The sequence below is a fragment of the Caballeronia sp. INML2 genome (assembly GCF_023631365.1).
In the GTDB taxonomy this organism is placed as follows: Bacteria; Pseudomonadota; Gammaproteobacteria; order Burkholderiales; family Burkholderiaceae; genus Caballeronia; species Caballeronia turbans.
On record NZ_JALQDH010000079.1, the window covers coordinates 34485 to 47560 of the forward strand.

The window sequence follows — 13076 nt, forward strand, 5'->3', positions numbered from 1 at the left end:
ATGCGGCACGACAAGCGCGTGGTTCTGATCACGGGCGGCAGCGGCGGCATCGGCGAGGCGCTCGTCGAGCGCTATGCGCGAGATGGCGCGGCGGTCGGCATCGTCGACGTCAATGAGGAAACGGGCGCGGCGCTCGCACAGCGTCTCACCGGTGCGGGCCTGCGCGTGCATTTCGCGCACGCCGACGTCGGCGATTTCGCCGCGTGCGAGGCCGCATGCCGCGCGATCGAAGCGGCGCTCGGTCCGGTCGATACACTCGTCAACAACGCGGGCATCTCGCCGAAGCACGCAGGCAAGCCGATGCCGATCTGGCAGATGGCGCCCGACGAATGGCGCCGCGTGACGGACGTGAACGTGAACAGCGTCTTCAACTTCTGCCGCATCCTTGCGCCGGGCATGGTGGAGCGGCGCTTCGGGCGCATCGTGTCGATGTCGTCGGTGGCGGGCAAGGCGTATCTCGACATCGTCGCCGCGCATTACAGCACGACGAAGGCCGCGCTGATCGGCATGACGCGGCATCTCGCGGGCGAGCTCGGACCGCACGGCATCACGGTGAACGCAATCGCGCCGGGGCGCATCGATACGCCGCTCGTGCGCGGCGTCGCGCGCGAAGCCAACGAAAAGGTCGCACAGGAAACGCCGTTGCGACGCCTCGGCGCGCCTGACGAAGTGGCATCGACGTGTCTCTTCCTCACGTCCGACGAAGCTGCGTTCGTCACCGGACAAGTGATCGATGTCGCCGGCGGATGGCTGATGACATGACGAATGCGCTCTGGCGGACCATCGGCTTTCCGGGGCGATATACGCAGGGTCCGGGCGCGCTGGCCGCGCTCGGCTCGACGCTCGCGGAGCTCGGCGCGCGCCGCGCGTTCGTGCTCGTCGATGGCGCGGTAGCCGCCCGCGTGTCGGCTGACGTCACGCAATCGCTCGAAGAAGCGCGCGTCGCCCCGCACATCGCGGCGTTTCCGGGCGAATGCACGGCGGCGGTCATCGCGAAGCTGAGCGACGAAGCGCGCAAAGCACACGCCGATGCCGTCGTGGCAATCGGCGGCGGCAAGACCATCGACACCGCGAAGGGCGTTGCGCGGGCGCTGAACGTGCCGATCGTGGTCGCGCCGTCCGCCGCGTCGAGCGATGCGCCGACGAGCCGCCTCATCATCCTGTATGACGAGGCGCATCGTGTTGCCGGCATCGAGATGCTGCCGCGCAATCCCGATGCCGTGATCGTCGATACCGCGCTGATCGCCGCCGCGCCCGCGCGTCTGTTCGCGGCCGGCATCGGCGATGCGCTGAGCAAGAAGTACGAAGCCGCGCAATGTCAGCGCGCCGCCGGTCTGAATTCATACGGCACGCCGCCGCTGCCGGGCGCCTTGCTGCTCACGCGCGCGACGCTTGCCACCTTGCTCGACGACGGCGCGCGCGCCTACGCCGATGTCGGGCGCGGCGACCTCACCGATGCCGTCGAACGCGTGGTTGAAGCGACCGTGCTTTTGAGCGGCGTCGGCTTCGAAAGCGGGGGGCTGTCGCTCGCGCACGCGCTGATTCGCGGTCTCACGGCGATCCCCGCGATGGCCTCGATGATGCACGGCGAACTGGTCGCGTTCGGCACGCTTGTACAATTGTTCGTCGAGGATTCATCGCCCGAGGACATTGAACCGTTGGCCACGCTTATGACCGCAGTCGGATTGCCGCTCACGCTCGCGCAACTGGGGCAGCACGCCCCGCTCACATCCGTGGAGCTGTCGCTCATCGCCGAGGCGACGCTCGCCACGCGCTACAGCCGGCACATGATGCCGCCATTGACGGCGCAAAGGCTGATCGAAGGCATCGCTCGCGCCGATGCATACGGACGCACGCGCAGCGCGCCATGAAGCCGACCCGCGCCACGCTCGCCGATGTCGCGCGGCTCGCGGGCGTATCGCTCGGCAGCGCGTCGCGGGCCTTGTCCGTACCGGACCAGGTCAAGCCGCAGACGCTTGCGAACGTGCAGCGCGCCGTCGAACAACTCGGCTACGTGCGAAACGGCGCGGCGCAGGCGCTCGCCTCACGCAAGACGCGCACGGTCGCGGCCATCTATCCGACGCTCAATAACCCCATTTACGCCGATTCCATTCAGGCGCTCCAACAAACGCTGTGGGGCTATGGATATCAGTTGCTGATTGCGAGTCACGAATACAAGCCGGCGCGCGAACTCGAGGTGCTGCGCGCGATTCTCGAGCGCGGCGTGGACGGGCTCGTGCTCGTCGGCACCGATCATCCTCCCGAAGTCTTCGCGCTCACGCGTCAATACGACTTGCCCTATGTGCTTACCTGGTCGGTGGACGAAACGCAGTATCCGCACTGCGTCGGCTTCTCGAACTTCGAGGCCGCTTACCAGTTGGCACGGCGCATCGTCGGATTCGGGCATCGGCGCGTGGCCATGTGCGGCGGCTCCACGTTCGGAAATGAACGCGTGCGCGCGCGGCAGGCAGGCACGCGCGCCGCGCTCAGGGAAGCAGGCCTCGACCTGAGACCCGAATGGATCGTGGAAGCACCGTTCACGTTCGAAGGCGGACGGCAGGCGCTGCGCGAACTCTGGGACGGCGAAGTGCACCCCAGCGTCGTGATATGCGGCACGGATCTGCAGGCCATCGGGCTGCTCGACGAATGCCGCGCGAAAGGCATTCGCGTACCCGAAGATCTTTCGGTGACCGGGTTCGACGACATCGAACAGGCACGGCTCACTCAGCCGCCGCTGACGACGGTGCGCGTGCCATCGCTGGAGATCGGCGCTCGCGCGGCACGGCATCTGATGGCGCTGATCGACGGCAAGGACGGTGACAATGAACTCGTGCTCGAAGCGCCCGTTGTGGAACGGGGCACGCTTTCGGAGCCCGCGCAAGGCGAGTCGGAAGTCTGATCGGACCGCTCAGCCCATGTTGTCGCATAGAATCGCCCAGCTCGCGCAGCCGTGGCGCGAGCGGCCGCACCATCCTTTCCCAGATGCGACTCACGCCCGAGGAATCGCGGCGTTGTCTCGTCGTTTCCGAACAGGACCTGGAGGCGGTGACGAACGACATCGAACGAATTCGCGCCAGGGGATTCGGCACGCGCCATCACGAATTGATCGAGGGCACCGTAGTCGGCGCAGCGCCGTTCTTCAACAGCGCCAATCAGGTAGCGGGTTAGATATGCGTTTTTGGCCCCGGCGTCCGGGTCACGGAAGAGATCTTCGACCCTAGGCTGGCCGCCCTTCGCCTTCGGCATCCGCGCCGCCCCGCATGACGTGCGTCGCAATCAGGTCGACCAGCGAGGCCAGATCCGCGGGCTTGATCAGATGATGATCGATGCCGGCCGACTTCGACCTGAGACGGTCCTCGTCCTGACCATAACCGCTCAACGCAATCAGAAGACAATCGCCGAGGTCGGTGTCGGCACGAATGGCCTTTGCAACTTCGTACCCGTTCATGCCTGGAAGGCCGATGTCGAGCACGGCAACCTGAGGCGCGAATTTGCTGGCGAGCGCAAGCGCGGAGACACCATCGTGCGTGCATTGCACCTGATATCCATGCAGTTCGAGAAAGACCTTGAGGCTCTCCGTGGACGCGACGGAATCGTCCACGACGAGCACCCGTGCGCCACCTCTGCGACGCATCGGAAGAATATCGGCGACAGGAGCCGGTATGCCGGTTGCAATCGATGCCGGCAACTCGACCGTGAACCTGGCGCCCCGTCCGCGGCCGGCGCTCCAGCAGCGGATCGAACCGCCGTGCAGCTCCGTCAGATGGCGGGCAAGCGTAAGCCCGATTCCCAAGCCGCCCTGCGCGCGATCCAGCGCGCTGTCGCCTTGCGCAAAGAGCTCGAAGACGCGCGGGAGCAGCTTCGAATCGATCCCCTCGCCGTCGTCGGTGACGGTGATCACCGCGTTCCCCTTCGAAAAAGCCGTCGAAAGATTGATGTGCCCGCCGGGCGGGGTGAACTTCGAGGCGTTGTTCAACAGATTCGCAATGACCTGCGTGAGACGAACGACATCGCCTTCCACCATCAGATCGCTCGTGCAGGTCTCGCAGGAGAACGCCTGCGAGCGGGCGGCGAAGTGCGGCCGGCTGGTTTCGATTGCACGATCGACCACGACTCGCAGCGAAAGCGGCTTGCGCTGCAACGCCACCGCGCCGCGCGCGATCCGCGATACGTCGAGCAGATCGTCGACGATGCGTACCATGTGATCGAGCTGGGTACCTATGATTCCGGTCGCCCAGGACATGACCTTTGCATCGCCCGGCTCCGTGTTCTTCATCACGCTCACCGCGTTGGAGATGGGTGCAAGCGGATTTCGGAGTTCATGGGCCAGCATGGCGAGAAATTCATTCTTGCGCCTGTCTTCGTCACGCAGGGCGGAGAACAAGAACGCGTTCTCGAGCGCGATGGACGCACGGCTCACGAACTCGGTGACGATGGGCGCCCGCTGATGATCTCCCTCGCAGTGCACAGTCCCGAATGCGATGGCTGCCTTTCGCTGCGCGCCGCTCAAGAGCGGGTGAAATCTGATTTCCTCGAACTTGGCCGGGTTCTTCCCTTGCGCCTTGTCGCTTTGAAACTCGAAGATACGGTCCGCCCCGGCCCGGCACACGAGACTCTCGCCCTTGTCAACGGTCTGTCTCGCGAGCTCGAAAAATTGCTCCGTCGCAGCCATGGTCTCGATCGCACGACCGCTAGCCGGGTCGATCAGCGCGCGGACAGCCGGCCCCCAGCGCAGCGACGTCCTCGGGAGCTGTTCGCCGTCCAGTTCGAGATAGACGCAGGCGACGTCAGCCAGTGCCGGCACCGAAGTATCGAGGATGCGGGAGAGAGTCGTCTGCACATCCAGCGAGCGCGTGAATAGATGACTCACGTGCGCCAGGAAATCGGCGCGCTGGCGAGCCTGATCGGCGGACGCGCGTTGCGCCTCCGCCCGCGCGAGTTCCTCGCGCTGCGCGGCCCGCGCGCGCAGCTCGCGGTTCATCCTGTACATCTGCACGAACACGCGTACCTTCGCGCTGAGAATCTCCGGCACGACGGGCGACGAGATATAGTCCACCGCCCCCAGCGAATAGCCTCGAGCCATTTCTGCATCGTCCACATACGCTGTGACGAAGATGATCGGGGTCGATGCCGTCCGACGATATGAACGCAGCATGCTGGCCGTCTCGAAGCCATCCATGTCGGGCATGTTCACGTCGAGCAATATGACGGCGAAGTCCTGTTGCAGCACCGCCTTCAGCGCCTGCCGCCCGGACGACACCGTCACCACTTCCTGATCCGGTCCCTCGAGCACCGTGCGCAGAACGACGTGCTGGCTCGGCAGGTCATCCACTACGAGGATGCTCACCTTCTCCTCCGGAGATGATTCGAACATGGCCATGGCCGGCGCTCCTAACGATGCAGCCACGCGTGCAGCACGGCAAGCAGGTCATCGCGGTTGACCGGCTTCGAGAGGTAATCCCACGCGCCTGCCTCGATACACTTTTCGCGATCGCCCTTCATCGCTTTGGCCGTGACTGCGATGATCGGCAATGCCTTGCCTACCGGTCGCTTGCGGATTTCCCGCATCGTGGCGAGGCCGTCCATCTCGGGCATCATGATGTCCATCATGACGATCTGGATCTCGGGATCGGACTCCACCTGCCGTATCGCATCGCGCCCGTTGTCGGCCCAGACCTGACGCATGCCGAGATCCTCCATGATCGTCGCGAGCGCAAAGATGTTGCGCATGTCGTCATCGACGATCAGTGCCTTGACGCCCTTCAACGCGTTCTGTGACGCCCGCAACGCCTGCAGCATGGCGCAGTGCTCCTGGCCGAGGCGCTTTGCATCGATATGCAGCGCGGCGACGCTCAGATCGAGCAATTGATCGGGGCTCGCCGCTTGCAGGGCGACGAACCCGTCCCTGACGCGCTGCCAGCGTGCAGGCGGGACCGGGCCCGCCGCGCTCACGATGACCGGCAATGGCGAAAGGGCTTCGCGCGAGGCAACTGCCGCTTCGATGTCTTCGGGTGAAATGCCGGCAATGTCGTCAGCGAGCACCAGCGCGTCAATGGCTGGAGACGAGAGTTGCTTTAGCAACTCCTCGCGGGAGCTTGCCGACACGACCGCGGCCGGCAAGGCCTGCAACGCACTGGAAAGCAACTCCCGCTCATTCGGCGACGAAAGCGCCACGAGAACGACGCGTCGCTCTGCTTCGATGTATCGGGCCAACGCAGCGAGCGCGTTATCCAGGATCGCCTGGGACTCGACCGGTTTGGACAGAAAGGCGAGAGCACCGGACCGTAGCGCGCGGTCGCGCGATTCATCGGTCGAGATCACCCACACCGGAATGTGCCGGGTGGCCATGTCGTTCTTGAGCCGCGCGAGAACCTGCCATCCGTCCATATCGGGCAGAAACAGATCCAGCGTGATGAGGTCCGGTTTGAACTGGTCGGTCAGCGTCAAGGCGTAGGCGCCGAATGCAGTGGTGAGCGCCTTGAATCCGCGCTGCCGCGCCGCTTCGACCATCACGCCCGCGAATGCCGGATCGTTTTCGACAATCAGCGCAACCCGATCGCCCTGAACGATGTTGTCACGGTCGTCGATAAGGTGTGCGGCCGATACCTCGTGCGCAACCTCGATAGTCATCTCTGACTGCGCCGCCAGGTCCACGACCGCAAAGCTCGCGCGGGGCGAGCCACCCGGAACGGGCTCGCGTCCCTCTTCCCGTCGCATCAGCTTTCTTCGCCCGCTTCTGCCGAGATCGTTGGTGCGCGGCAAGAACAGCGTGAACGTGCTGCCCTCATTCGGCGTGCTGGTGAGGCGGATTTCGCCCCCCAGCAGCTTGGACAGTTCGCGGCTGATCGCGAGCCCCAGTCCGGTGCCGCCGTATTTTCGGCTGGTGCTGCCATCGGCCTGCTGGAAAGCCTCGAATACGATCTGCTGCTTGTCCGCCGAAATGCCGATGCCGGTGTCCTGAACTGAAAAAGCGATCACACTACCTGCGCTGTTCAGCGCCTGATTGTCCTCGCTCCATCCGCCCCGCGCATGCTCGATCGTCAGTGATACGTGTCCGTGATGCGTGAACTTGAAGGCATTGGAGAGGAGATTCTTCAGAATCTGCTGCAGACGCTTGAGGTCCGTCACGATCGAGACGGGTACACCGTCGCCGAGATGAATGACGAATTCGACATGGCGCGCTTCAGCAACGTGCCGGAAGGTGCGCTCGACATATGTCGTCATGTCGGCGAGGCGGTGCTCCGCAACGTCCAGAACGACCGTGCCGGACTCGATCTTCGAAAGATCGAGAATGTCGTTGATGAGCATCAGCAGGTCGTTCCCCGAGGAATGAATGGTCCGCGAGTATTCGATCTGCCTGGTAGACAGGTTGCCGTCGGGATTCTTGCAGAGATGATCGGACAAAATGAGCAGGCTATTGAGCGGCGTGCGCAGTTCGTGCGACATGTTGGCGAGAAACTCCGACTTGTATTTCGACGTCAGGGCAAGCTGCTTCGCTTTGTCCTCGAGCGCCTGGCGTGCCTGCTCGACCTCCGAGTTCTTGCGCTCGACTTCCTGGTTCTGATGCGCGAGCAGCCGCGCTTTTTCCTGTAGTTCCTCGTTGGTCTGCTGAAGCTCTTCCTGCCGGCTCTGCAGCTCCTGTGCAAGCGATTGCGACTGCTTGAGCAAGTCCTCCGTACGCGTGTTCGCTTCGATCGTATTGATGACGATGCCGATACTTTCAGTCAGCTGATCGAGAAACGCCAGGTGAGTCGAATTGAAGCATTCGAGCGAGGCCAGTTCGATCACGCCCTTGACCTGGCCTTCGAAAACGATCGGCATCACCAGTACGTTTTGCGGCACGGCGCTCAGCAGACCCGATTCGATCCGGTAGTCGGTGGACGCCGACGGCGCGAGCAGAATCTTGCGCTTCTCGAACGCGCACTGACCGACGAGCCCCTCACCCAGCTGAACCTGCTTGCCGTGCGAGCGATGGCCTTCGGACGCGTAGCTCGCCACGAGCCTCAGCGAAGCGGCCTCATCGACCATGTCGAATACGAAGAATTCGGCTTGTTGCACGCCGACGACTGGCGCAAGCTCGGACAAAATGAGCTGGCCGACGGTGACCAGGTCCTTCTGCCCCTGCAGCATGCGGCTGAACTTCGCCAGATTCGTCTTGAGCCAATCCTGCTCCGTGTTGAGCTCGGTCGTGTCCTTCAGGTTGCGAATCATCTCGTTGATGGTGTCCTTGAGCGCCGCGACTTCGCCAAGCGCCTCGACGGTGATCGAACGAGTCAGGTCGCCTTGCGTCACCGCCGTCGCCACCTCGGCGATTGCGCGAACCTGCGTCGTCAGATTCGCCGCAAGCTGATTCACGTTTTCCGTCAGCCCTTTCCACGTGCCCGCAGCGCCAGGCACCTTGGCTTGTCCGCCGAGCTTGCCTTCGACACCCACTTCGCGCGCGACGGTCGTCACCTGGTCGGCGAACGTGGCGAGCGTGTCCGTCATGCTGTTGATCGTGTCGGCGAGCGCCGCGATTTCGCCCTTTGCCTCCACCGTGAGCTTGCGGCCCAAATCGCCGTTCGCCACGGCGGTCACGACTCGCGCGATGCCGCGAACCTGGCTCGTCAGGTTGCCCGCCATGAAGTTGACGTTGTCTGTCAGGTCCTTCCACGTGCCCGCGACGCCCTGCACGTCCGCCTGACCGCCGAGCTTGCCCTCGGTGCCGACCTCGCGCGCCACACGCGTCACCTCGGACGCAAACGAACGCAGCTGATCGACCATCGTGTTGATGGTGTTCTTCAGTTCGAGGATCTCGCCCTTGACGTCCACGGTGATCTTCTTGGACAGATCGCCTGCCGCCACCGCTTTCGTCACGTCGGCGATGTTGCGGACCTGGCTCGTCAGATTGCCTGCCATGAAGTTGACGGAATCGGTCAAATCCTTCCATGTGCCGGCGACGCCCTGCACATCCGCCTGTCCGCCGAGCTTGCCCAACGTGCCGACTTCGCGCGCGACTCGCGTCACTTCGGATGCGAAGGAACTGAGCTGATCGACCATGGTGTTGATCGTGTTCTTCAGTTCGAGAATCTCGCCCTTGACGTCCACGGTGATTTTCTTCGACAGATCACCCGCCGCTACCGCCTTCGTCACGTCCGCGATGTTGCGGACCTGACTGGTCAGGTTGCCGGCCATGAAATTGACGTTATCGGTGAGATCTTTCCAGGTTCCGGCGACGCCCTGCACGTCGGCCTGTCCTCCCAGCTTGCCTTCAGTGCCGACCTCGCGAGCCACTCGCGTCACTTCCGAAGCAAACGAGCGCAACTGGTCGACCATGGTGTTGATCGTGTTCTTGAGCTCGAGGATTTCGCCCTTCACATCGACGGTGATCTTCTTGGAAAGATCGCCCGCCGCCACTGCCGTCGTCACATCGGCGATGTTGCGCACCTGCGCGGTCAGATTGCTGCCCATCGAGTTGACCGAGTCGGTCAGATCCTTCCACGTTCCCGCTACGCCTTGCACATCGGCCTGGCCGCCCAGCTTGCCTTCGGTGCCGACCTCGCGTGCAACGCGCGTGACCTCCGAGGCGAACGAACGCAACTGATCGACCATCGTGTTGATGGTGTTCTTCAGTTCGAGAATCTCGCCCTTGACGTCCACGGTGATTTTCTTCGAGAGATCGCCCGCGGCAACCGCCGTCGTCACCTCTGCGATGTTGCGCACCTGTGCCGTCAGGTTGCCGCCCATCGAATTCACCGAATCAGTCAGGTCCTTCCACGTTCCCGCGACGCCCTGCACGTCGGCCTGGCCGCCCAGCTTGCCTTCGGTCCCGACTTCGCGGGCCACGCGCGTCACTTCCGAGGCGAAGGAACTCAATTGATCGACCATGGTGTTGATCGTGTTCTTGAGCTCGAGGATTTCGCCCTTCACGTCGACGGTGATCTTCTTCGAAAGATCGCCGGCCGCGACTGCCGTTGTCACGTCCGCAATGTTGCGCACCTGCGCGGTCAGGTTGCTGCCCATCGAGTTCACCGAATCGGTGAGATCCTTCCACGTTCCGGCGACGCCTTTCACGTCGGCCTGACCGCCGAGCTTTCCTTCGGTGCCCACTTCGCGCGCCACGCGCGTCACTTCTGACGCGAACGAGCGCAACTGATCGACCATCGTGTTGATGGTGTTCTTCAGCTCGAGAATTTCGCCCTTGACGTCCACGGTGATCTTCTTCGACAGGTCGCCGGCCGCCACGGCCGTCGTGACTTCTGCAATATTGCGAACCTGGCTCGTCAGATTGCCCGCCATGAAGTTGACGTTGTCGGTCAGGTCTTTCCACGTGCCCGCGACGCCCTTGACGTCCGCCTGACCGCCGAGCTTCCCTTCGGTGCCGACCTCGCGCGCCACGCGCGTCACTTCGGAAGCGAAGGACCGCAACTGATCGACCATCGTGTTGATGGTGTTCTTCAGTTCGAGAATCTCGCCCTTGACGTCCACGGTGATCTTCTTCGACAAGTCGCCGGCGGCGACCGCCTTCGTGACTTCCGCGATGTTTCTGACCTGGCTCGTCAGATTGCCGGCCATGAAATTGACGGAATCGGTCAGGTCTTTCCATGTCCCGGCCACGTCCTGCACGTCTGCCTGACCGCCGAGCTTGCCTTCCGTGCCGACCTCTCGCGCCACACGCGTGACCTCTGCGGCAAAGGTGCCGAGCTGCTCCACCATCCGGTTGATGATCTTCGCCGTGCGCAGGAATTCGCCTTCGAGCGCACGTCCGTCGGCTTCGAGGGCCATGCTTTTGCTGAGATCGCCTTGCGCTACGGCGCCGATCACGCGCGCCACCTCGCTCGTGGGGTGAACGAGATCGACGATGAGGGAATTCACCGAGTCGATCGATCGGCGCCAGAAGCCCCGGGGATCGGGCAGTGTGGCGCGCTCGTAGATGCGGCCTTCCTTGCCGACTGCCTGGCTGAGTCGCGCGAGCTCATCCGACATGCGGATGTTCTGGTCGACGACGTCATTGAAGACATCCGCAAGCTTGCCGTGCAAGCCGGTCCAGTCGGCGGCGAGCGACGCCCCTTCTCCCTTTCTCAGCGCGATGAGCGCCGTGTGAATGTCCCGAGTACGTGCGTGCGCGGTATCGGTCGCCTCGAGCAGCGCGTTGGCTTCACGCGCCTGTTGCAGCCAGAAACCGCTCAACCCTTCTTCATCAACGCGGCCCGCGGCACCCAGGCTTGCCGCGGTGTGTCCGGTTGCGCGTCCGAGCGCCAGCCCTTGACGCACACATTGGTCGGCCAGCATGTTCAGCTCGACGGCTAGCTGTCCTTTTGCACCGGTCCAATCGGCAGGCAACTTCTGAACGGGTTCGCCTTCCCGCAAGGCGGCGACCGTCCGCAGCATGAGTTGGACTTCGCGGTCCGTCAGCGTGTTTGCCTCTTCCGATATGGTGTTCATACGATTCCCTTGTAGGCTGGCTTGCTCTTGTAGCGCATCAGGCTGGAGTTGTAGGAAACCGAGTTTCGGCTTCAGCAGGTCGCCCGTTTGCGTTCGCGCGCGATGCTATATCAATACACATTAAGCGATGCTGAAAGCGACGGCGCATCCAATTACTGAGACGAAACGCGCTCAGTTCGATGGCGGAACGGTATTAGTTACCACGTCGCAAGAGAGTATGCATTTACTTCGGAGCCGGCGCCATCGATGATCTCGGCCACGACAAAAGTCACCTTGAACCGCTCACGCGCTTTCCCTTCGACCATCGGAGGATCGACCGGCGATTTTCCAATCACAGGTGCGCCGGGTCGGAGTCGGTTGGAGTACCGTTCGCGCAAGGATATCTGTATCGGCGGCCGTTGAAGGCACAACTACTCGCAGCGCCCTTAACGCATGCGAAGCGACGACCGACTGACTTGACAGCCGTTTGGACAGAGGATGTAGAAGCGGTCGAATACTTCTGTCGTGGGCTTTAACGTTTCTAAAGCTGCACGTTGGCAAACTCGTCGGCGGCCGGTTGTCCGGGCCCGGATATGGGCGACGTGCCAAACAGGTCGGAGCGGATCAAGATATCGGCAAAAGGCGTTCACGACGCCCTTTGACGAATATAGGCCGTCCTCAGCCCCGCTCAGAAGAATCAGCGTCGTGTGCGACGCGTCGCCATCGTGCCATCGATACTTTGATTTCCTGCTCTGCGGTGATTGCGACGACACGAGACGGCATGCGCGCTCGGGCTCAATGGAAGCCGCCCTGGTGTAACTGCTTGATGATCAACGTCGCGAGATAGCGCGGTTCATCGAACATCGTCGCGAGTTCGAAAAAGAACAGAAAGGCAAGCATGTAACCCGCGGCCGGCCGATATTCCATGAATCGCACGAAGAACGGCGCAAAGCGGGTGCGTATCGGCGCGCGCGAGAGCAGCCATGCGCAGACGGCGCCGATGGCCGCCCCTCCGATGACGTCAGTCGGATAATGCAACCCCAGATAAACGCGAGGCAGACACACGAAGAACACGCAATGCACAATCGCGAGCACACCGATCCATCGCCAGACCAGGAAAATGCCGACGGCTATTGCCATCCAGAGCGAGGCATGGTCGCTGGGAAACGAACTCCACAGGCGCATGCCTTCACCGGTCTTGTCGGCCAACGGAAACGACAAATGAATGGAGGGGTCGTAAAGCGGACGGAGTCGAAACGGCAGCGTCAGCGCGAACAAGCGGCCGAGCAAGAATGCCAAGAGCCCGGCGCATAGGATCGCGACGACAGTCTCACGGCGCCATTGCTGTGCTTCTCCCGGCTGGAACCACATGGCACAGAGAATGGCTAGCGGGACGACGCCTTTGGTGAAGTTGAAATCAGCGATCGCGTGAACCGTGTGAGTGAACACGAAGGACGATGCCGCGATATGGACAACCCAGGTTTGAACTGCCGTATCAAAAGCGGTCATGCCTCGCTTCTCCGTCAGAAATATGTCGTTAGTATTAAAGCGTACGTTTGCGGCGGTGCAATCGTACGTTGAATACCTCGCATAAATCAGAGGATTGTGCTGGCGATGCGTTCAAGCGAGCGTCCGAGCGCTTCTAATGGCGCGCCAGGCAACGGCGCCTTTCG

Annotated in this window: 7 protein-coding genes; 4 read left to right on the forward strand and 3 right to left on the reverse strand. The window is 62.7% G+C overall.

The window, feature by feature from the left end; all coding sequences use genetic code 11:
- From NCT32_RS26970 to NCT32_RS26985, 4 genes are all read left to right on the forward strand, one after another.
- On the forward strand, positions 1 to 762 hold the full coding sequence (locus NCT32_RS26970) for an SDR family NAD(P)-dependent oxidoreductase (RefSeq protein ID WP_061118619.1): 762 nt from the start codon (positions 1 to 3) through the stop codon (positions 760 to 762).
- On the forward strand, positions 759 to 1871 hold the full coding sequence (locus NCT32_RS26975; RefSeq protein ID WP_061118620.1) for a glycerol dehydrogenase: 1113 nt from the start codon (positions 759 to 761) through the stop codon (positions 1869 to 1871). The genes NCT32_RS26970 and NCT32_RS26975 overlap by 4 nt, the downstream gene beginning before the upstream one ends.
- Positions 1868 to 2899 (forward strand): LacI family DNA-binding transcriptional regulator, encoded by a 1032-nt coding sequence (locus NCT32_RS26980; RefSeq protein ID WP_061118621.1) that lies wholly within the window; start codon positions 1868 to 1870, stop codon positions 2897 to 2899. The genes NCT32_RS26975 and NCT32_RS26980 overlap by 4 nt, the downstream gene beginning before the upstream one ends.
- Positions 2900 to 2982: 83 nt before the next feature.
- Positions 2983 to 3168 carry a hypothetical protein gene (locus tag NCT32_RS26985; protein WP_061118622.1) on the forward strand — a complete coding sequence of 62 codons (186 nt, stop codon included), beginning with the start codon at positions 2983 to 2985 and terminating at the stop codon, positions 3166 to 3168.
- A gap of 49 nt (positions 3169 to 3217) precedes the next feature.
- Here the strand turns inward: NCT32_RS26985 and NCT32_RS26990 are convergent, their stop codons facing one another.
- The 3 genes from NCT32_RS26990 to NCT32_RS27000 form a co-directional block, all read right to left on the reverse strand.
- Positions 3218 to 5380, reverse strand: a complete 2163-nt coding sequence (locus NCT32_RS26990) for a response regulator (RefSeq protein ID WP_061118623.1) — start codon at positions 5378 to 5380, stop codon at positions 3218 to 3220.
- Positions 5381 to 5391: 11 nt separating this feature from the next.
- Positions 5392 to 11424: a HAMP domain-containing protein gene (locus NCT32_RS26995; protein ID WP_250490640.1), complete on the reverse strand. Its 6033-nt coding sequence runs from the start codon at positions 11422 to 11424 to the stop codon at positions 5392 to 5394.
- Positions 11425 to 12198: 774 nt separating this feature from the next.
- On the reverse strand, positions 12199 to 12912 hold the full coding sequence (locus tag NCT32_RS27000; RefSeq protein ID WP_061118624.1) for a phosphatase PAP2 family protein: 714 nt from the start codon (positions 12910 to 12912) through the stop codon (positions 12199 to 12201).
- Positions 12913 to 13076: the final 164 nt, after the last annotated feature.

Bases quoted from the DNA above. Each gene is read 5' to 3' on its own strand.
- NCT32_RS26970 (WP_061118619.1), top strand. From the start codon at position 1: ATGCGGCACGACAAGCGCGTGGTTCTGATCACGGGCGGCAGCGGCGGC.
- NCT32_RS26975 (WP_061118620.1), top strand. From the start codon at position 759: ATGACGAATGCGCTCTGGCGGACCATCGGCTTTCCGGGGCGATATACG.
- NCT32_RS26980 (WP_061118621.1), top strand. From the start codon at position 1,868: ATGAAGCCGACCCGCGCCACGCTCGCCGATGTCGCGCGGCTCGCGGGC.
- NCT32_RS26985 (WP_061118622.1), top strand. From the start codon at position 2,983: ATGCGACTCACGCCCGAGGAATCGCGGCGTTGTCTCGTCGTTTCCGAA.
- NCT32_RS26990 (WP_061118623.1), bottom strand. From the start codon at position 5,380: ATGGCCATGTTCGAATCATCTCCGGAGGAGAAGGTGAGCATCCTCGTA.
- NCT32_RS26995 (WP_250490640.1), bottom strand. From the start codon at position 11,424: ATGAACACCATATCGGAAGAGGCAAACACGCTGACGGACCGCGAAGTC.
- NCT32_RS27000 (WP_061118624.1), bottom strand. From the start codon at position 12,912: ATGACCGCTTTTGATACGGCAGTTCAAACCTGGGTTGTCCATATCGCG.